Here is a 19,801-nt window from a genome sequence, read left to right on the forward strand (position 1 = left end):
GGTCCAGCTCCTGGCCCAGCATCAGCACGCGGTCCCAGAGTTCGCCGGTTTCGCCGGTCAGCTTTTTGATCAGGGGCATGCGCCGCGCGAGGCCGGCGCTGTCGCCCTGAGCGCGCAGCACCCGCGCCTGGAGGAACCAGGCCTCATGGTTGCGGGGATTTTCGCGAAGCACGGTGTCCAGCAGCTGTTGTGCGTCGGTGAAGCGGCCGACGACAAACAGGGCGCGGGCGTCTTCCAGCGGGGATGCCTCCGCGTGCACCGGCGCTTGCCGTTGCTGCATGTAGTCGGTGTAGGCGCGCTCGGCTTCGGCCGGGCTGAGTTCAAAGACCGAGCCCGCCGCGCCCACGCTGTCGGTGAACTCAGCGCGACGCCGGGCCAGCCAGAAACGCAGGGCCCAGACGATGAACAGCGGTACGGTAAGCCCCGCGAGCACCCAGGGCCAGACGGATGGGCGCTGGTCGGTGCGGGTGATCGGCTTTGCCGGCAGGCTTGCGGTTTTGGGTGCCGGCGCGACGGCCAAGGGGATGAGCGGGGCTGGCGCGGGTGCGGATGCTGCGGCAGATGCCGTGGCTTGCGGCGCGGCGGCCGCGACCTGATCTGCCAGCTCGCGCATTTGCCGTGCGTTGTGTTCCAGTTCCTGCATGCGCGCCTGCTGGTCGGCGTCGCGGCGCTCCTGCGCGATGCGGTCGGCCTGGTCTGATTTGGCTTTTGCGAGCCGCAAGCGGTCTTGTTTGGGCCCGGCGGCGGCGGCGGAGCGGCGCGTTGAAATGGTCCCCGCATGCGCGCGTTTTTTGACGGGTGGACGCATCGCTTCGGGCCGCGCTCCCGGAATCGCTTTTGGTTTGACTGCCGGTGGGGGCTTGATGCTTTCGACGATGGGCTCCGGGGCTTCCGCTTGTGTTTGCGCGGCGACGGGGGATTCTGTGAGTTCGGCTACCACCACGGGGGCGGGGACGGCGATGGGAGGCGTGGGGTCCCGGGAAAGGCTTGAGTCATCCAGCAGCAATACATAAGGTTGTTGGGAACTGCCTGTGGGCCAGGAAAATTCCAGCACCAGTTCAACCAGTTGCGCCTGCGGCGCTTGCGTGGCTTGCAGCAGCAGCGCGGCGCGCCTGCGCGATCCCTGCGCCTGCAACAGCGAGATTCGCGCATTGCCCAGCCATGCCGGATAGGCCAGGCCGTTTTCGCGGAATGCCTGTTCGGAGGCAAGCCTGACCTGCAGGCCGGGCTGGAGTTCGGATGCCAGCTCAATCTCCACGCGCAGCGCTTGCGCGGGGCCGGAAAGCAAGGTGGCGTCGCCCAGGGTGACGGCGCCGCAGGGCAGCGTGCAACCTATCAGTGCGAGAAGCACCATGCGGATAAGTTGGCGGGAGCGGTGTGTCAGAAGGGTGAGGCCGGGGACCTCGCTCTGGAAGGATGCGCGGGTGCCGGCTTCGGTGCGGGCGGGCCGGCGGCGGGACAACATCAGGACAGCCACCATGGCGGCCGAGTACTGGAGCTCGATGGCGGCGCCGTGGCTGTAGCTGCTGATGTTGCCGGTGATCATGCGCGGGAACCTGCGGGAGTGGTTTTGCCGGCGGCCTTTGAACCGGCCGTGCCCGGCATGGCGGTGTGGAGAGTCTCCATCTGGCGGGACGCGGCGAGGGTGCGATTCATGTTGCGGTAGAGAAGGAAAACGGTGAGGAGCGTGGTTCGCGATACAGGATGTTGTGGAGCTTACTGAGCGCCTCCACGGCAGTGGCGCAAGATAGTCTTCGTGCAGACAATCTTTGTGTGATTCTTTTTTTTGGGCGCGCTGAGTGTTGATGAACTCAGTGTTTTCCCTTGGGGATTTGCCAGTGGCGCAGCCCGCTGACGTCGGCTGAATGCAACAGCGACGCGCTGTGGGCGTTGCAAGACCAGGCGCAGCGCAGCGCCGCCGGCATCCCGCTGGGGGCCGGTGTTTCGAATTGGTGTGAGCGCGGGTGCTTGATGCGCGCGCAGCGGGCCGCTGCTTCAACCGGCGGCGTGCCGGCAAGGTGCCCGGCGCGCCTGGGCGGACCAAGGCCCGCCCGGCGTTGTCATGCCGCTCAGGCCTGCTTGAGCAGGTGCAGCGCGGCTTTCACGATGCTGTCGGCATCGACGCTGAAAAACTCACGCAACGCGGCGCGTGTGTCGCTGCGGCCGAAGCCGTCGGTGCCCAGGGTCAGGTAGCGCCGGCCTTCGGGCAGGAAGGCGCGGATGCTTTCGGGCACGGCGCGCACGTAGTCGGTGGCGGCGACAATGGGGCCGGTGCTGGATTGCAGCTGTTGAGCGACGAAGGCGCCGGCATGCGCTTTGCCTTCGAGCGCATCGCGCTGGCAGGCCGCGCCGTCGCGTGCGAGTTCGCTCCAGCTGGTGACGCTGTAGACGGTGGCGGCGATGCCTTGCTGCGCGAGTTGCCGCGCGGCCTTGATGACTTCGGTGAGGATGGCGCCCGAGCCCATCAGGGTCACTTCAGCACTCGCTTTACCGCCTTCGGGTACGAAGCTGTCGAAGCGGTAGCAGCCGCGGATGATGTCGGCCTCGGCGCCCGGCCGCAGGTCGGGCTGGGCGTAGTTCTCGTTCATCAGCGTGACGTAATAGAAAACGTCTTTCTGCTCGGCCATCATTTCCCGCATGCCGCGGTCCAGGATCACGGCGAGTTCGCCGGCGAAGGCCGGGTCGTAGGCCTTGCAGTTCGGGATGGTGGCGGCGATCAGGTGGCTGGTGCCGTCCTGGTGCTGCAGGCCTTCGCCGCCCAGGGTGGTGCGGCCTGAGGTGGCGCCCAGCAGGAAGCCGCGCGCGCGCTGGTCGGCGGCGGCCCAGATCTGGTCGCCCACGCGCTGGAAGCCGAACATGGAGTAGTAGATATAGAAGGGCAGCATGGCCAGGCCGTGCACGCTGTAGCTGGTGGCGGCGGCCGTCCAGCTGGCCAGCGCGCCGGCTTCGCTGATGCCTTCTTCCAATATCTGGCCGTCGAGCGCTTCGCGGTAGCTCAGCACCGAGCCGATGTCTTCGGGCGCATAACGCTGGCCCACGCTGGAATAAATGCCGACCTGCTTGAACAGGTTGGCCATGCCGAAGGTGCGGGCCTCGTCGGCGACGATGGGCACGATCTTGGGGCCCAGTCCAGCATCTTTGAGCAGGCCGCCCAGCATGCGCACAAAGGCCATGGTGGTGCTCATTTCCTTGCCGTCGGCGGCCAGCGCGAACTGGGCGTAGGAGGGCAGGGCCGGAATGTCCACGACGTCGGCCGCCGTTTCGCGGCGCGGCAGGTAGCCGCCCAGCGCCGCGCGCCTGGCGTGCATGTACTGCATCTCGGCGCTGTCGGCGGCGGGTTTGTAGAAGGCCAGGTTCCTGGCCTGCTCGTCGGAGAGCGGCAGGTTGAAGCGGTTGCGGAATTCGATGAGGTCTTCGCCGTCGAATTTTTTCTGCGAATGCGTGGTCATGCGGCCCTGGCCGGCGCTGCCCATGCCGTAGCCTTTTTTGGTGTGCGCCAGGATCACGGTTGGCTGGCCCTGGTGGTTGGCGGCTGCTGCGTAGGCGGCGTGGATTTTCACGAGGTCGTGGCCGCCGCGCTTGAGGCGGTCTATCTGCTCGTCCGTCATGCCCTGGGCCAGGCGCGCGAGTTCGGCGTTCTGGCCGAAGAAGTTGTCGCGGTTGAAGCGCCCGTCTTTCGCGGCAAAGGTCTGCATCTGGCCGTCCACTGTTTGCGCAAAAGCCTGCGTCAGCGCGCCGGTCAGGTCGCGCGCGAAGAGGCCGTCCCAGTCGCTGCCCCAGACCAGCTTGATGACGTTCCAGCCGGCGCCGGCAAACAGTTTTTCAAGCTCGTCGATGATGCGGCCGTTGCCGCGCACCGGGCCGTCCAGGCGCTGCAGGTTGCAGTTGACGACCCAGACCATGTTGTCCAGGCCTTCGCGCGCGGCCAGGGTCAGGGCGCTCATGGATTCGGGCTCGTCCATCTCGCCGTCGCCGAACACACCCCAGACCTTGCGGCCTGTGCAGTCAAGCAAACGCCGGTGCGTGAGGTAGCGCATGAAGCGCGCGTGGTAAATGGAACTGATGGGGCCTATGCCCATGGAGCCGGTCGGGAACTGCCAGAAGTCCGGCATCAGGTAAGGATGCGGGTAGCTGCACAGGCCTTGCGCGCCCTGGCCGGGTGCGCTGAGTTCCTGGCGGTAAAAGCCCAGGTCTTTTTCGCCGAGGCGGCCTTCGAGGTAGGCGCGCGCATACACGCCGGGCGCGCTGTGGGGCTGGAAGAACACCAGGTCGCCGCGGTGCTGGCCTTCCCCCACGCCTTCGCGCGCGCGGAAGAAGTGGTTGAAGCCGGTTTCAAACAGGTCGGCCGCGCTGGCGTAGCTGGCGATGTGGCCGCCGAGTTCGGCCGAGCCGCCGGTCTCGGCCTGGTTGGCGCGCACCACCATGGCCAGGGCATTCCAGCGCATCAGCGAAGCCAGGCGCTCTTCCATCGCGAGGTCGCCGGGGAACACCGGCTGTTCGTCGACGGCGATGGTGTTCATATAAGGCGTGGCCAGTTCGGGCTGCCAGCCTATGCGCTGCTTGCGGGCGACGCGGCTCAGTTCGTTGAGCATGTGCCGCGCGCGGGCCGGGCCGTGGGTGAGGGCCAGTGCCTCAAAGGCCTCACGCCATTCGGCGGTTTCCTGCGGGTCGGGATCGGCCGGCGTTGCAGCCTGCATCAGCAAATGGTGGGAGGTGGAATCATTCATGGCAGAAACGACTGTACGCAGCTTTGCCCAAAAGGTGTTGCCTCAATATCGGGTTTTCAGGGGATTCAAAAGCACAAAATGCTGCAAAAATGGCATTTCACAGATTAAAAATATGATGGACCTCGATAACCTTGATTTAAAGATCCTCGACGAATTGCAGCGCGACGGTTCACTGTCCAACGTCGAGTTGTCGCGCCGCGTGCACCTGAGCCCGTCGCCGTGCCTGGCGCGTGTGAAGGCGCTGGAGGCGGGCGGTGTCATTGACCGTTATGTGGCGATCGCCAACGCGGCGGCGCTGGGTTTGGGCCTCAATGTGTTTATCTCGATCAGCCTGCGCACGCAAAGCAAGGAGTCGCTGGCCGACTTTGAACGGCGCATCGCCGAGCACGACCAGGTGATGGAGTGTTATTTGATGTCGGGCGACAGCGACTACCTGATCCGCGTGGCGGTGGCCGACATAGGCGCGCTGGAAAAATTCATCCTGGAGCAGCTGTCGCCGATTTCCGGCATAGAGAAAATCCGCTCGAGCTTTGCGCTCAAGCAGGTCAGGTACAAGACGGCCCTGCCGCTGCCGCTGGCCGTGCGCTGACCCGGGCTTTCAGCGCAAGCCGCGCTCGCTGGCCAACGGTGGATGCGAGCTTTCAATCGCATTGATCTTGGCCAGCAGGTCTTCGCGCCGGCTGCCGCCCTCGGCTACGCCGCTGCCGGGCTCCAGCGGGGAATCGACAAACTGCACGGGCCGTTTGGTGCCGGATGCCATGTGGTGCAGGCGGATTTTCAGCGCATCGACCACATCCGCGGCGGTCTGCTCGCGCGGCGTGTCATGCCAGATGGCGATGTTCAGGGAGAAAGCGCTCGCGTCGCCGAGTTTTTCGGAGGCGCGTATGCAGTCCGCCAGGATTTTGGTGGCCACTTCGGAAAGCGCGGCGCGGCTGACGGGGCCTTCGACCAGCATCATGAAATGGTTTTCGTCACAGCGCGCCACGGTGTCCACGTCGCGCGCGGCCCCGCGCAGGATTTCACCGATGCGCGACAGCGCGGCGCCGCGCTTCTGGTCGCCCGGCTCGTCATGGCTGGGGCCCTGGTGGAGCCAGTGCAGCATCAGCACGCCGCAGGCCGACCTCTGCCGCCGCCCGCGCAGCAGTGTTTGCGGCAGCCTGGCTTCGATGATGCGGGGAAGCATCAGGCCGCTGGCCGCGTCGTAGGTGGCCAGCGCGGCGCCGCGGTGATTGGAGAACAGCGCGGCCCGGCTGCGCCATGCAAGCACCCCGAACACCCAGAGCAGGCCGACCATGGCCGACAGCACGCCCGCGGCCTGGGCCGATTCGACGTTCAATACCCAGCCCGCGTTGTAGGAAAGCCGCGCCAGCGCGGCCAGCCCGATGGGCGCCGCGCCCAGCAACAAAAGGAGGTTCCACGTCTGGCCGCGCAGCGACATCCAGAGCAGGCTGCCCATGATGGCCAGGGTGGAAAACGCCAGCCACAGGTTGCGCAGGTCGCGCGGAACAAAGTCCAGCTGCACCATCATCACGCAGGCCATGAGCAGGCTGCCGGCCGTGACAGCGGCCAGCAGCCGGTAGATGCGCGGGTGGCCGTCGCGTGCATAGGCGGCCTGGGCGCAGAACCAGGCGCCGGCGGCCATGGACACGGTGGAGGAGACCCAGCCCATGACCTGGTTGAGGTGCACGCTGTAGGGCCAGATGCGCCAGCCGCCGTAGCCGATCAGCACCAGCTGCGTGAACATCAAGGTGACCACCACGGCGCCGAACCACAGGAACACCTTGTTGCGCGCCATGCCGAACGCGGCCAGGCACAGCATGGCCAGCACGCTGAACATGCCCCACATCAGGCCTATCACCACGCCGACCCGCGAGGCGCCGTCGATGTACTCGATGGGCGTGAGCAGCATGGGCCGCTCTGTGATGGGCCGGCGGTGCTCGAAGCGCAGGTAGTAGGTCTGCGGCTGGTCGGCGTGCGATTGCAACTCAAAGCTCGGCACACGTGTGCGCAAGGCCCAGTAGGCGGGCGCGATGGCTTCGCCGGCGAACTGGGCCTGCCAGTTGCCCTGCGCGTCGCGCGCGTAAAGGCCGACCTTGAAGAAGGCCTGGCCCGGCAACCGGATGTACCAGGTCTGCAGGTTCTCGGTGGCCGGCAGGGCGAAGCTGGCCCAGACTTCCTGCTTGTCGGAGGTGGGAAGAATGGTGTCGTCGGTATAGGGCTGGAAACTCCGCTTGGCGGCGGCGAATTCGGCGGTGCTGAAGGCGTCTGGCGAACTGACGGAGTCCTTGGGAACCGCTATCCATTGCAGCGGCTGGGCCAGCGTGACACTGGGGCTGTATTCATACAGACGGTCGAACACCTGCGCATGGCTTGCGCCAAAAAAGGCGCAGAGCAGCATGAAAAAGAGGCCGTGCAGGCTTGCTTTGAGGGGCATGGGGATAGCTTATGGCAAAAGGGCGGCGCGCCTGCGGCCAGCCGCGCACCAATTCAGGCAATTTATTCCGTGGACAGGCGCTTAAACCGGAATCACCGTCGTCTCGAACACCTCCTTGAGGCAGACAAAGGTGCGGATCTGCCGCACGCCCGGCAGGCCTATCAGCTGCGCCGCATGCAGTTCGTTGAAGGAGTCGATGCTCTGGATGCGCAGTTTCACGAAGTAATCGAACTCGCCGGTGACCAGTTGCACTTCCAGGCAACCGGTAAGGCCGGCAACGGCTTTTTCAAACGCGGCGAAGGAATCGGTGGTGGAGCGGTCCAGCACCACGCCAATGATGACCAGCCCGTTGTAGCCCAGCGCGCGCGGGTTCACCAGCGCCACCGTCTTGCGGATCAGGCCTGTTTCCCTGAGCTTGGCCACGCGCCGCGAGCAGGCGGGCGGGCTGAGGCTGGTTTTTTCCGCCAGTTCGATGTTGGGCAGGGACGCGTCCTGTTGCAGCAATTTCAGGAGCTTGCGGTCGATGCGGTCAAGGGTGGGTTCCATTGGGGGATTCTACAAATATTGTGTAAAAAATGAAATATGCAGAATTTATTCCAAGATTGAATGGAGTAAAGATGTTTTTGGTTATTGAGCTGATGGAGTACGCAACCCATTGCGGAAGTGCCTGGCTACGATTTGGTCCACGGCAGCTTCGATCTTTCACCTTCAACCGGAACCTTCCATGTCCACCGCCCTCCAGCACCCCCTTCAATACCCGCTCCAGCTCCAGAAATTCCCCCGGCATTCGCTGACTTTCGGCCCCACGCCCATCCAGCCGCTCAAGCGCCTGAGCGCCCACCTGGGCGGCAAGGTCGAGCTGTATGCCAAGCGCGAGGACTGCAACAGCGGCCTGGCCTTCGGCGGCAACAAGACGCGCAAGCTGGAATACCTGATTCCCGAAGCGCTGGCGCAGGGCTGCGACACACTGGTGTCCATAGGCGGCATCCAGTCCAACCAGACGCGGCAGGTGGCGGCGGTGGCCGCGCACCTGGGCATGAAATGCGTGCTGGTGCAGGAGAACTGGGTCAACTATTCCGACGCGGTGTACGACCGTGTGGGCAACATCGAGATGTCGCGCATCCTGGGCGCCGACGTGCGGCTGGACGCGGCCGGCTTCGACATCGGCATACGCCCCAGCTGGGAGCAGGCCATGGACGACGTGCGCAAAGCGGGCGGCAAGCCGTTCCCGATTCCCGCGGGCTGCTCGGAGCATCCCCATGGCGGCCTGGGCTTTGTCGGCTTTGCCGAGGAGGTACGCGCACAGGAGGCCGAACTCGGCTTCCAGTTCGACTACATCGTGGTCTGCTCGGTCACGGGCAGCACGCAGGCCGGCATGGTGGTGGGCTTTGCGGCCGATGGCCGCGCTGATCGTGTGATCGGAATCGACGCCTCCGCCAAGCCTGCACAAACCGCCGCGCAGATCTTGCGCATCGCGCAGAACACGGCCGGGCTTGTGGAACTGGATCGCGCCATTACTGAGAAAGACGTCGTGCTGGACACGCGCTACGGTGGCCCCGAGTACGGCCTGCCCAGCGAAGGCACGCTGGACGCGATTCGCCTGTGCGCCCGGCAGGAAGGCATGCTGACCGACCCGGTGTACGAAGGCAAGTCGATGCACGGCATGATCGAAAAGGTGCGACTCGGCGAGTTCCCGGCCGGCTCACGTGTGCTGTACGCGCATTTGGGCGGCGTACCGGCGCTCAATGCCTACAGTTTTCTGTTCCGCAACGGCTGACGGCTTGGTGGCGATGTCCACACATGCTGTGCCGCCTGTTGCATTAGGCCCGGACTTCAGCGCCGGTCTGCAGGCCCTGGTGCGGGCGGCCGCGCAAAACGGCCGGCCGGGCGCGCTGAAAGCGGCCATGGACGACCCGGACGTGCACACCCTGGTGCTGCTGCTCCGGCTGGGCGAGCCGCCGGCGGCCGTGCTGGCAGGATGCCTCGGCGCCCCCGATGCACTGTCGCAGTGGCTGGATCTGTCATGCATTTGACGGGGAGAACGCCTGTGCGGCGGCCATGAAAAAATCCCGGCGAGGGCCGGCCTTCGTTGCGGGAGGCCTGAGAGCTCAGGGGTTTTCCGCAGCTTTTGCCGATGGGCGGTGACGGGGCTTCACGGTCCCATGTCATCGCGACGTCACATCGGCTGGCGACCATGCGTCTTCCTTCAACCACGGATGACACATGTTTTCATTTGACCTGGCCGGCAGCACCGGCCGATCGCCCATGGGCCGCGCCGGCCTTCTTTCTTCCCTGATGCTGGCTGTGCTGGCTTGCCCATTGACCGTTCAAGCGCAAACCGCCACCGTCTTCCCGGCCACCCTGGCCGGCCACGTCGTGATGCCCGCCAAGTCTTTCGTCGCCGCGCCCAAGGATGCGCCGCAAGACCTGCAGGTCAGCGGCAAGTTCACCAACGGCCAGCGCACCGAAGCGCTGGGCACGGTGGAAGGCCTGTCCGCCGGCCGCCCCACCGGCGTGTCGCTGCCCTTCAAGGGCCAGCCGCTGCAAGGCCATTCGGGCATCAAGAAGATGGCCGACGGCACTTTCTGGATCCTCACGGACAACGGCTTTGGCGCCAAGGCCAACTCGCCCGACGCCATGCTCTACCTGAACCACTACAAGGTGGACTTCAAGGCCGGCAGCATGAAAAAGCTGGAAACGGTTTTCCTGCATGACCCGGACAAGAAGGTGCCGTTTCGCGTGGTCCATGAGGGCACGAAGAAGCGCTACCTGACGGGCAGCGACTTCGACACCGAGAGCTTCCAGTTCGCCGGCGGCGCACTGTGGATAGGCGACGAGTTCGGCCCCTACCTGATCAAGGCCGACCTCAAGGGCAAGGTGCTGGCGGTGTTCGAGACCCTGGTGGACGGCAAGGTCGTGCGCTCGCCCGACCACCCCGCCGTGACCACGCCGGGTGTACCCGGCGGCGCGGTCGACTTCCAGGTCAAGCGCTCCAAGGGCTTTGAAGGCATGGCCTCGTCGAAGGACGGCAGCAAGCTCTACGCCCTGCTCGAAGGCCCGGTGTGGAATGCCGAGGCGAAAGACTATGAGCGTGTGGCCGGCAAGGAAGCCCTGCGCGTGCTGGAGTTCGACGTGCAGGCCGGCAAGTGGAGCGGCCGCTCATGGATGTACCCGCTGGAGGCCAACGGCAATGCCATCGGCGACTTCAACATGATCGACGGCACCACGGGCCTGATTATTGAGCGCGACAACGGCGAAGGCACGGCCGACAAGGCCTGCCCCGAAGGCCAGAAGCGCACCGACTGCTTCCACGATATCGCGAAGTTCAAGCGCGTCTACAAGATTGAAATGACGGACGCCAACGTGGGCGGCCCGGTGCGCAAGATCGGCTACATCGACCTGCTCAACATTGCCGACCCGAACAAGCTGGCGCGCAAGCCGCTGAACGAAGGCGTGCTCAAGTTCCCCTTCTTCACGATTGAAAACGTGGACGTGGTGGATGCGACGCACATCGTGGTCGGCAACGACAACAACCTGCCGTTTTCCACCAGCCGCGAGCCGAATAAGGCCGACGACAACGAACTGGTTCTGCTGGAAGTCGGCGAGCTTCTGAACGCCAAATAATCGGCACAAAGAATTACGGGCGTCAGAAACTATCCATGGGATAGCTTCTGACGCCCGTTTTGCGTCTGGATGGGGCTAGAGACGCCGCTTACATCTTGGACTGGAACACCAGGCCGGCGTGCTCGCGCAGCGCGTGGAATTTGATCTTGGGCCATTGCTGCTCCACGGCGCGCAGGGTGGCGCTGTGGTCCACCAGCAGGGTGGGCGCATCGACGGCGTCCAGCGCCACGCGGTGGGCGTTGGCATCCATGAACTTCTTCAGCTCGTTCGGGTCTTCGGAGGTGACCCAGCGCGCCAGGTTGAAATTGCTGGGCATGATGCGGGCCTTGACGCCGTATTCATGCTCGAGGCGGTGAGCGACCACTTCAAACTGCAGTTGGCCGACCGCGCCCAGCAGCAGCAAGGAGCCGGCAATAGGCCGGAACACCTGGATCGCGCCTTCTTCGCCGAGCTGCGTGAGGCCGGCGCGCAGCTGCTTGCTGCGCAGCGGGTCGGCCACCTCGACGGCGCGGAACATTTCCGGCGCGAAAAAGGGCAAGCCGGTGAATTGCAATGCCTCGCCTTCGGTCAGCGTGTCGCCCAGCTGCAGCACGCCGTGGTTGGGGATGCCGATGATGTCGCCGGCAAAGGCGGTGTCCAGCAGCTCGCGGCGCTGGCTCATGAAACTCACCACCGTGTTGGGCCGCAGTTCCTTGCCGCTGCGCACCACCTTCAGGCGCATGCCTCGGGTGAACTCGCCGCTGGCCACGCGCAGGAAGGCGATGCGGTCGCGGTGGGCCGGGTCCATATTGGCCTGGATCTTGAATACCACGCCGGAGAATTTTTTCTCCTCGGGGTGCACCACGCGCTGGATGGCTTCGCGGTCGGAAGGCGCGGGCGCCAGGTCGACCAGCGCGTCCAGCACTTCCTGCACGCCGAAGTTGTTGATGGCCGAGCCGAAGAACATGGGCGTCTGCCGGCCGGCCAAAAATTCGGCACGGTCGAACTCGGGCGTGGCGCCGGCCACCAGTTCGATCTCGCCCTGGGCCTGCGTGTATTCGGCGCCGAAGCGTTTGGCGGCTTCGGCGTTGTCCAGTCCTGCGAGGATTTCATCGTCGCCGCCGGCTTTTTCCTCGCCGGGGCTGAAGACGCGCATGCGGTCCTCGCGTCTGTCGTAAACGCCGTGAAAGAGCTTGCCCATGCCGACCGGCCAGGTGAAGGGAATGACCGTCATGCCGAGTTCGCGTTCGATCTCGTCCATCACGCTCATCGGGTCCTGCACTTCGCGGTCCATCTTGTTGACGAAGGTCAGGATGGGCGTGTTGCGCGCGCGGCAGACCTGCAACAGGCGGCGCGTCTGCGGCTCGACGCCGTTGGCTGCGTCGATCACCATCAGCGCGGCATCCACGGCGGTCAGCACACGGTAGGTGTCTTCCGAGAAATCCTGGTGGCCCGGGGTATCCAGCAGGTTGATGACGCAGTCGCGGTATTCCATCTGCATGACCGAGCTGGCGACCGAGATGCCGCGCTGCTTTTCGATCTCCATCCAGTCGGAGGTGGCGTGGCGCGCGGCCTTGCGCGCCTTGACGCTGCCGGCGATCTGGATCGCGCCCGAGAACAGCAGCAGTTTTTCGGTCAGCGTGGTTTTACCCGCGTCGGGGTGGGAGATGATGGCAAACGTGCGGCGGCGTTTGACCTGTTTTTCAATTTCGGTGGATTCGGACATAACCCACGATTATCGGTGACGGCGCTTATATGGGCGGCGGGCCGGGTTGCAGCGCGAAACGCGGCTGTTTTACGCCGTCAATCACCACATCTTCATTGAACATGGCGGCGGGCCTAACCCACAGGCCTTTTTCACCGTAGAGCGCGCGGTACAGCGTCATGGGTTCCAGGCTTTCGCTGTGGCGCACGGTGCCCACCACCTCATACAGCATGCCTTTGTAGTGGCGGTACAACCCTGGCGGGGTTTCGATCAGGGGTGGCAGTGCGTCTGCAGGGGTTTCGGACATATCGATGGGGGGCGGTGAAGGGGCTTTAAAAAGGCTGCGGCCAGACCGGAGTGGGACAATGGGGGCTATGCATCCTAAAGCCTTACTCGACAGTTGTTCCGAGCTTCTCAAGCAGGTCCTCAAATTTGATCACCCCGCCGACATGGTGGTGTCGCGCTATTTCCGCGACTACCGGCTCGGCCCGCGCGAGCGCGCCACCGTGGCCGAAACCATTTACGGCGTGCTGCGCAAGAAAAACCTCTTTACCTACCTGGCCCAGCACGGCAGCGGCCCGCCGGAGCGGCGCCTGGCCATCCTCGGCTTTGCGGCCGACCGTGACTTTTTGCTGGGCGCGCTGACTGACCAGGAGAAAGACTGGCTGTCCCGCTGCGACCAGGTCAAGCCGACGGACCTGATGGAATTGCACCGCCACAACCTGCCGCAATGGCTGGTCGATCCGCTCAAGGAACAACTTGGCGAGGACTTCTGGCCGCTGGTCGAAAGCCTCAATGCGCCTGCCGGGCTGGATTTGCGCGTCAACACGCTCAAGGACAAGCGCGCCGAGGTCCAGAAAGAGCTCGCGAAAGCCGGCATCAAAACCGTGGCCACGCCTTTTTCGCCCTGGGGCTTGCGCATAGACGGCAAACCCCAGCTGGCCAAGCTGGACACCTTCACGCGCGGCGCCATTGAAGTGCAGGACGAGGGCTCGCAATTGCTGGCCCTGCTGGTCGACGCCAAGCGCGGCGAAATGGTGGTCGATTTTTGCGCCGGCGCCGGCGGCAAGACGCTGGCCCTGGGCGCGTCCATGCGCAACACCGGCCGGCTTTACGCCTTCGACACCTCCGGCCACAGGCTGGATGCGCTCAAACCCCGGCTGGCGCGCAGCGGTTTGTCGAATGTGCACCCGGTGGCGATTGCCCATGAGCGGGACGACCGCATCAAGCGCCTGGCCGGCAAGATCGACCGCGTGCTGGTCGATGCGCCGTGCTCGGGCCTGGGCACTTTGCGGCGCAATCCCGACCTCAAATGGCGGCAAAGCCCCAAGGCCATTGAGGAGCTCACAGCCAAGCAAACCGCTATTTTGCAGAGCGCCGCAAGGCTGTTAAAGCCCGGTGGCCGGCTGGTTTATGCCACTTGCAGCGTTCTGCGAGAAGAAAACGAAGCCATCGCCGAAGCTTTCAGCGCGGCCAATAAAGAGTTCAACCTCCTTGAAACCGGGCCTTTGTTGACCCATCTGGGGGTGGAACATGCGGAAAAACTTTGCCGTGGACCCTATCTGCGCCTCTGGCCTTACCTGCACCAGACAGACGGGTTTTTCGCCACAGTATGGCAAAAGTCCTGATATTTTTGTCAGCAAATGACGGCAGATAAGCGACGGTTACATATTTATTCGTGATTTTTCGCACTGAATTGACCCTTCACCTTGCTCCCCAAGCGGCTTGGTATTTACGGGGTATCGCCTTACAATAATGTGTTGTCTGGTGCAGCGCCTGGAGACAGATTTGGATAGGCGACTGGTGCAGATTGTTTAAAGGACTTTTATGATCTTTTTTGATGCCGCCCTCGACTGGCTGGCTAATGGATTGCTCGCCGCCAGCTGGTGGCAGATCGTGCTGTACACCCTGGTGACCACCCACATCACCATTGCCAGCGTGACGATTTACCTGCACCGCCACCAGGCGCACCGCGCCATGGACCTGCACGCAATCCCCTCGCATTTCTTCCGTTTCTGGCTCTGGCTGGGCACGGGCCAGGTGACCAAGGAATGGGTGTCCATTCACCGCAAGCACCACGCCAAATGCGAAACCCTCGAAGACCCGCACAGCCCCCAGGCTCACGGTATCAAGACCGTGTTCTGGAAGGGTGCCGAACTCTACCGCGCTGAAAGCAAGAACAAGGAAACCATGACCAAGTACGGCCATGGCACGCCGAACGACTGGGTGGAACGCAACCTGTACACCCGCTACAGCTGGCAAGGCGTGGGCCTGATGATGATCATCGACCTGGCCTTCTTCGGCGTGGCGGGCCTCGCGGTCTGGGCTGTCCAGATGGCATGGATTCCCGTGACCGCGGCCGGCATCATCAACGGCATCGGCCACTACTGGGGCTACCGCAACTTCGAGGCGCCGGATGCCAGCACCAACATTTCGCCCTGGGGCATCATGATTGGTGGCGAAGAGCTGCACAACAACCACCACACCTATCCGACGTCGGCCAAATTCTCGGTCAAGCCCTATGAATTCGACATCGGCTGGATTTACATCCGCGCCCTCGAAAAGGTCGGCCTGGCTTCCGTGAAGAAGGTTCCGCCCAAGCTGCAACTGGGTTCCATCCAGCCTGTGGCCGACGAGAAAACGCTGGAAGCGCTCATCGCCCACCGCTACGAAGTGATGGCTGGTTTTGCGCGCGAACTGCGCCGCGCCGGCAAGGCCGAAATCGAAGTACTGAAGGCCAAAAAAGCCGACGTTTCCGTGCTGCGCGCTGCCAACCGCTGGCTGCATCGCGACGACGACAAGGTGCCGGCGGCCGCCAAGCCGCAGCTGGCCCAGGCCCGCGCCGAGCACCCTGTGCTCGACAAAATGGTCACCATGCGCGAAGAGTTGCGCCAGATGTGGATGAGCACCTCGGCCTCCCGCGAACAGCTGGCGACCGACCTGCAGGCCTGGTGCCACCGCGCGGAAGAAAGCGGTATTGCCGCCCTGCGCGAGTTCTCCATGAAGCTGCGCGCCGCGCGTAGCTGACTAGCATGTCCGCCGGCTCAAAAGCCGGTGTATCAACTCCTCAAAGCCGCCCCCGTGTTGATTCACGGGGGCGGTTTTGTTTGGGCTTCTGAATTTCGATATCCACGGCACGAGCGCGCAATGGTGCCGAAAAGACAAAGAGGAAAGCTGGCAGTCCATAAAAAAACCCGCCGGGTCAGGGCGGGTTTTTTGAAGGAACAGCTGAATTACTTCAGCTTGATTTCCTTGTATTCCACGTGCTTGCGTGCTTTGGGATCAAACTTCATGATCAGCATCTTGTCGGGCGTGGTTTTCTTGTTCTTGGTGGTCGTGTAGAAGTGACCGGTGCCGGCGGTGGATTCCAGCTTGATTTTTTCGCGTGCGCCTTTTGCCATGATGGTGCTCCTTAAGCTTGGCCGCGTGCGCGCAGGTCTGCGAGCACGGTATCAATACCCTTCTTGTCGATCAGGCGCAGTGCAGCGCTCGAAACGCGCAGGCGGATCCAGCGGTTTTCGGTCTCGACCCAGAAGCGGCGGTATTGCAGGTTCACGAGGAACCGGCGCTTGGTTTTGTTGTTGGCGTGGGAAACATTGTTCCCGACCATTGGGCCTTTGCCCGTTACTTCACATACGCGTGCCATGTGCACTCCAGTATTTTTACAGCAGTCATGTCGCAAGGCATTTGCTGCCTGTCGTCATTCCCGCCTCACCTCGCCAGAATAGGGTGGCGGTAACCCGAGACTGCCAAACCCGGCCCTCTTATCGGAATTAGAGGGCGAATTTAGCAAAGCCTTGAATTATAAGGGATTTTTGGCTTACTCTGCCTGCTCCAGGAAACGCTGGGCGTCCAGCGCGGCCATGCAGCCGGTTCCGGCGCTGGTGATAGCCTGGCGGTAGACGTGGTCCTGCACGTCGCCGGCGGCGAAGACGCCCGGCACGCTGGTCATGGTGGCAAAGCCTTGCAAGCCGGTTTTGGTGATGATGTAGCCGTCTTTCATGTCCAGCTGGCCGGCAAAGATGTCGGTGTTGGGCTGGTGGCCGATGGCGATGAAGCAGCCTTTGAGCGTGAGGTCCTGGGTCGCGCCGTTCTGGGCGCTTTTGAGCCGCACGCCGGTTACGCCCGAAGCGTCGCCGAGCACCTGGTCCAGCGTGTGGTGCAGCTTCAGTTCGATCTTGCCTGCGGCGACCTTGTCGTGCAGCTTGTCGATCAGGATGGCCTCGGCTTTGAACTTGTCGCGGCGGTGCACCAGCGTGACCTTGCTGGCGATGTTGGACAGGTACAGGGCTTCCTCCACGGCGGTGTTGCCGCCGCCCACCACGCAGACCTCCTGGCCCCGGTAAAAGAAACCGTCACAGGTGGCGCAGCCGGAAACGCCGCGGCCCATGAAGGCGCTTTCGGATTCCAGCCCCAGGTATTTGGCGGAAGCGCCGGTGGCGATGATCAGCGAATCGCAGGTGTAGGTGCCGCTGTCGCCGGTCAGGGTGAAGGGGCGCTTGCTGAAATCGACCTTGTTGATGTGGTCGAAAATAATTTCGGTCTTGAAGCGTTCCGCATGTTCGAGGAAGCGCTGCATCAGGTCCGGACCCTGCACGCCGTGCACGTCGGCCGGCCAGTTGTCGACGTCCGTGGTGGTCATGAGCTGGCCGCCTTGCGCGATGCCGGTGATCAGCACCGGGTTGAGGTTGGCGCGCGCCGCGTAGACGGCAGCGGTATAGCCCGCGGGCCCTGAACCGAGGATGAGGACTCTGGAATGTTTCATGTTGAAAAACTGATTGGGAAAGTGTAAGAACTCAGGTAGAGTCATGCCGCATAAGCGCAGCGTCAGGTAAAAACTGCCGGCCAGTGCTTTTTCGGCAGCGGGTTTTTTTATTTCAACTGCCATTGTAAGAACTCACGCGACTTGCCGTTGATTGTGAGGTTGGGAGATATCTGATATGACGACCATGGTGTCCAACCTGGAATTGATTCGCCGGGTGCCTCTTTTTTCCGTATTGACGGCCGCCCAGGCCGCGTCGGTCGCCGATACGGTGGTCAAGCGCCGCTTCAAGCGCGGCGAGCCCATCGTCGAGCAGGGTAAAAAATCCAATGCCCTGTCCATCATCCTGACGGGCCGCGCCCGCGTCGTCACCACCGACTCCCGCGGCCGCGAGGTCATCCTGGCCACCATGCACCCCGGCGACTACGTCGGCGAGATGAGCCTGATCGACAACGAACCCCATTCGGCCACGGTGCGCGCCGAAATCCAGACAGACGCCCTGATCCTGGGCCGCCTTGAGTTCGCGCGCTGCCTGCCCGAGAACAGCTCCATGGCTTACGCCGTGCTCAAGGGCCTGGTGCAGCGCCTGCGCCACGCCGACCGCCAGATCGAGTCGCTGGCCCTGATGGACGTGTACGGCCGCGTGGCCAGGGCCCTGCTGGAATTCGCCAGCGACGACGGCGCCGGCAACACGGTGATCCGCGACAAGGTGTCGCGCCAGGACCTGGCCAAGATGGTCGGCGCCTCGCGCGAAATGGTCAGCCGTGTCATGAAAGACCTGGAAGAGCGCGGCTTCATCGAAACCCGGGAAGACGGCTCCGTCCTGGTGAAAGAACGCCTGCACACCCTGGGTTAGCATTCCCCGCTGACCGCTCGCCCGCCATCTGTTTTGGCGCCCGTGGCGCCCTTCAAAGCCTTTGCCCAACTACGGTAAGCTTAGCGACGGGCCATGACTTACTCACTCGACACACTGAACTCCAGAAATTCCCCTGCCCCGGCCGCGCCCGGCGGCATCAAACGCTTTGCCCACGAAGTCAGCCTGATACTGGGCCTGCTCGGCCTGGTTTTCTGGCTGGCCGCCTTGCTCAGCTATTCGCAGCAGGACGCAGCCTGGTCGACCTCCGGCACGGCGCAAGCTGTGGCTGGCGTTCCTGTTGCGGCGCTCAACTGGGGCGGGCGCCTTGGCGCCTGGCTGGCCGACGCCAGTTATTACCTGCTCGGCTTTTCGGTCTGGTGGGCGCTGGCCGCCGGCGGCCAGGCCTGGCTGAGGTCGCTGGCGCGCTGGCTGCGCGGCGAACCGGTGACGCCCGGTGAATCCCATCCCATCCGTTTCTGGCTCAGCCTGCTTCTGTTGCTGGTTGCCTGCTCGGCGCTGGAATGGTCGCGCCTCTACCGCTTTGAATTCAAGCTGCCCGGCCACGCCGGCGGGGTGCTGGGCTACCTGGTTGGCGCGATGGGCGAAAAGTGGCTGGGCTTTGCCGGCTCCGGCCTGGTGTTCATCGCGCTCGGCGTGATTGCCGTGTCGGCGGTGTTCGGTTTTTCTTGGGCCCATGTGGCGCTGCGCGTCGGTAGCTGGATAGACAACCTGATCGATTCGCGCCGCGAAAAACGCGAGATCGCCGAAGACCTGGCTTTCGGCAAGCTGGCCGCCCGCGAGCGCGAGGAAACGCTGATCGACGAGCGCATCGAAATCGAGGAGCACCACCCGGTGCCGGTGTTGATCGAGCCCGTGCTGGTCGACATTCCCAAAAGCGAGCGCGTCGCCAAGGAACGGCAAAAACCGCTCTTCAGCGAAATGCCCGACTCCAAGCTGCCGCAGGTCGACCTGCTTGACGGCGCATTGAGCCGCCAGGAGACCGTGGCCCCCGAGACGCTGGAGATGACCTCGCGCCTGATCGAGAAAAAGCTCAAGGATTTCGGTGTTGAGGTGCGCGTGGTCGCCGCCGCGCCCGGCCCGGTCATCACGCGTTATGAAATCGAACCGGCCACCGGCGTCAAGGGTTCGCAAGTCGTCAACCTGGCCAAGGACCTGGCCCGCGCGCTGAGCCTGGTGTCCATCCGCGTGATCGAAACCATTCCGGGCAAAAACTACATGGCGCTGGAGCTGCCCAACGCCAAGCGCCAATCCATCAAGCTCAGCGAAATCCTGGGCTCGCAGGTCTACAACGAGGCCAAGTCGCTGCTGACCATAGGCCTGGGAAAGGACATCAGCGGAGCCGCCGTGGTGGCCGACCTGGCCAAGATGCCGCACTGCCTGGTGGCCGGTACCACCGGTTCGGGCAAGTCGGTCGGCATCAACGCCATGATTTTGAGCCTGCTCTACAAGGCCGACGCGCGCGACGTGCGCCTGTTGCTGATAGACCCCAAGATGCTGGAGATGAGCGTCTACGAAGGCATTCCGCACCTGCTGGCCCCGGTGGTCACCGACATGCGCCAGGCCGCGCACGGCCTGAACTGGTGCGTGGCCGAAATGGAAAAGCGCTACAAGCTCATGAGCAAGCTGGGCGTGCGCAACCTGGCCGGCTATAACGCCAAGATCGACGAAGCCAAGGCCAGGGGCGAATTCCTCT

17 protein-coding genes are annotated in these 19,801 nt (G+C 63.7%); 8 read left to right on the forward strand and 9 right to left on the reverse strand.

What is annotated here, in order from left to right:
- Together ACLV74_RS24000 and mdeB are read right to left on the reverse strand one after the other, a co-directional pair.
- Positions 1–1,546, reverse strand: a 1,546-nt coding sequence (locus tag ACLV74_RS24000; protein WP_411881943.1) for a tetratricopeptide repeat protein, incomplete at its 3' end; no start/stop codon positions are given.
- A 523-nt stretch (positions 1,547–2,069) separates the two neighbouring features.
- Positions 2,070–4,727, reverse strand: a complete 2,658-nt coding sequence (mdeB, locus tag ACLV74_RS24005) for an alpha-ketoglutarate dehydrogenase (RefSeq protein ID WP_411881944.1) — start codon at positions 4,725–4,727, stop codon at positions 2,070–2,072.
- 115 nt (positions 4,728–4,842) lie between these two features.
- Between mdeB and ACLV74_RS24010 the strand changes: the two genes are divergently transcribed.
- Positions 4,843–5,316 (forward strand): Lrp/AsnC family transcriptional regulator, encoded by a 474-nt coding sequence (locus tag ACLV74_RS24010; RefSeq protein ID WP_411881957.1) that lies wholly within the window; start codon positions 4,843–4,845, stop codon positions 5,314–5,316.
- Between the two features lie 9 nt (positions 5,317–5,325).
- Here the strand turns inward: ACLV74_RS24010 and ACLV74_RS24015 are convergent, their stop codons facing one another.
- The gene (locus ACLV74_RS24015) at positions 5,326–7,161 is read right to left on the reverse strand and encodes a 7TM diverse intracellular signaling domain-containing protein (protein ID WP_411881945.1); all 1,836 of its coding nucleotides are present in this window, start codon (positions 7,159–7,161) and stop codon (positions 5,326–5,328) included.
- An 81-nt stretch (positions 7,162–7,242) separates the two neighbouring features.
- Entirely contained in the window at positions 7,243–7,707 is a 465-nt protein-coding gene (locus ACLV74_RS24020) for an Lrp/AsnC family transcriptional regulator (protein ID WP_411881946.1), read from the reverse strand.
- Positions 7,708–7,885: 178 nt separating this feature from the next.
- Here ACLV74_RS24020 and ACLV74_RS24025 point away from each other — a divergent pair, with 178 nt between their 5' ends.
- The 3 genes from ACLV74_RS24025 to ACLV74_RS24035 all read left to right on the forward strand — a co-directional run bounded on the left by ACLV74_RS24025 (position 7,886) and on the right by ACLV74_RS24035 (position 10,785).
- Positions 7,886–8,938 carry a 1-aminocyclopropane-1-carboxylate deaminase gene (locus ACLV74_RS24025; protein ID WP_411881947.1) on the forward strand — a complete coding sequence of 351 codons (1,053 nt, stop codon included), beginning with the start codon at positions 7,886–7,888 and terminating at the stop codon, positions 8,936–8,938.
- 13 nt (positions 8,939–8,951) lie between these two features.
- The gene (locus ACLV74_RS24030) at positions 8,952–9,194 is read left to right on the forward strand and encodes a hypothetical protein (RefSeq protein ID WP_411881948.1); all 243 of its coding nucleotides are present in this window, start codon (positions 8,952–8,954) and stop codon (positions 9,192–9,194) included.
- Between the two features lie 262 nt (positions 9,195–9,456).
- Complete coding sequence (locus ACLV74_RS24035) at positions 9,457–10,785, forward strand: esterase-like activity of phytase family protein (RefSeq protein ID WP_411881958.1); 1,329 nt, start codon at positions 9,457–9,459, stop codon at positions 10,783–10,785.
- An 88-nt stretch (positions 10,786–10,873) separates the two neighbouring features.
- On the opposite strand, the gene ACLV74_RS24040 is transcribed toward ACLV74_RS24035, so the two are convergent.
- On the reverse strand, positions 10,874–12,490 hold the full coding sequence (locus tag ACLV74_RS24040; RefSeq protein ID WP_411881949.1) for a peptide chain release factor 3: 1,617 nt from the start codon (positions 12,488–12,490) through the stop codon (positions 10,874–10,876).
- Positions 12,491–12,515: 25 nt separating this feature from the next.
- The gene (locus tag ACLV74_RS24045) at positions 12,516–12,776 is read right to left on the reverse strand and encodes a DUF1653 domain-containing protein (RefSeq protein WP_411881950.1); all 261 of its coding nucleotides are present in this window, start codon (positions 12,774–12,776) and stop codon (positions 12,516–12,518) included.
- Between the two features lie 67 nt (positions 12,777–12,843).
- Here ACLV74_RS24045 and ACLV74_RS24050 point away from each other — a divergent pair, with 67 nt between their 5' ends.
- Together ACLV74_RS24050 and ACLV74_RS24055 are read left to right on the forward strand one after the other, a co-directional pair.
- Entirely contained in the window at positions 12,844–14,097 is a 1,254-nt protein-coding gene (locus ACLV74_RS24050; RefSeq protein WP_411881951.1) for an RsmB/NOP family class I SAM-dependent RNA methyltransferase, read from the forward strand.
- 199 nt (positions 14,098–14,296) lie between these two features.
- Positions 14,297–15,496 carry a fatty acid desaturase gene (locus ACLV74_RS24055; protein ID WP_411881952.1) on the forward strand — a complete coding sequence of 400 codons (1,200 nt, stop codon included), beginning with the start codon at positions 14,297–14,299 and terminating at the stop codon, positions 15,494–15,496.
- 206 nt (positions 15,497–15,702) lie between these two features.
- Here ACLV74_RS24055 and rpmG read toward each other — a convergent pair whose 3' ends face one another.
- The 3 genes from rpmG to trxB all read right to left on the reverse strand — a co-directional run bounded on the left by rpmG (position 15,703) and on the right by trxB (position 17,234).
- Complete coding sequence (gene rpmG, locus ACLV74_RS24060; RefSeq protein ID WP_007863188.1) at positions 15,703–15,870, reverse strand: 50S ribosomal protein L33; 168 nt, start codon at positions 15,868–15,870, stop codon at positions 15,703–15,705.
- A gap of 11 nt (positions 15,871–15,881) precedes the next feature.
- A complete protein-coding gene (gene rpmB, locus ACLV74_RS24065) occupies positions 15,882–16,115 on the reverse strand; it encodes a 50S ribosomal protein L28 (protein WP_411881953.1) in 234 nt (77 codons plus the stop codon).
- A 174-nt stretch (positions 16,116–16,289) separates the two neighbouring features.
- On the reverse strand, positions 16,290–17,234 hold the full coding sequence (trxB, locus tag ACLV74_RS24070) for a thioredoxin-disulfide reductase (protein WP_411881954.1): 945 nt from the start codon (positions 17,232–17,234) through the stop codon (positions 16,290–16,292).
- Positions 17,235–17,409: 175 nt separating this feature from the next.
- Here trxB and ACLV74_RS24075 point away from each other — a divergent pair, with 175 nt between their 5' ends.
- Both ACLV74_RS24075 and ACLV74_RS24080 read left to right on the forward strand, forming a co-directional pair.
- The gene (locus tag ACLV74_RS24075) at positions 17,410–18,087 is read left to right on the forward strand and encodes a Crp/Fnr family transcriptional regulator (protein ID WP_411881955.1); all 678 of its coding nucleotides are present in this window, start codon (positions 17,410–17,412) and stop codon (positions 18,085–18,087) included.
- Between the two features lie 93 nt (positions 18,088–18,180).
- On the forward strand, positions 18,181–19,801 hold a 1,621-nt coding region (locus ACLV74_RS24080; protein WP_411881956.1), incomplete at its 3' end, for a DNA translocase FtsK 4TM domain-containing protein.

Source organism: Polaromonas sp. YR568 (assembly GCF_943369415.1).
Taxonomy (GTDB): domain Bacteria; phylum Pseudomonadota; class Gammaproteobacteria; order Burkholderiales; family Burkholderiaceae_C; genus Polaromonas.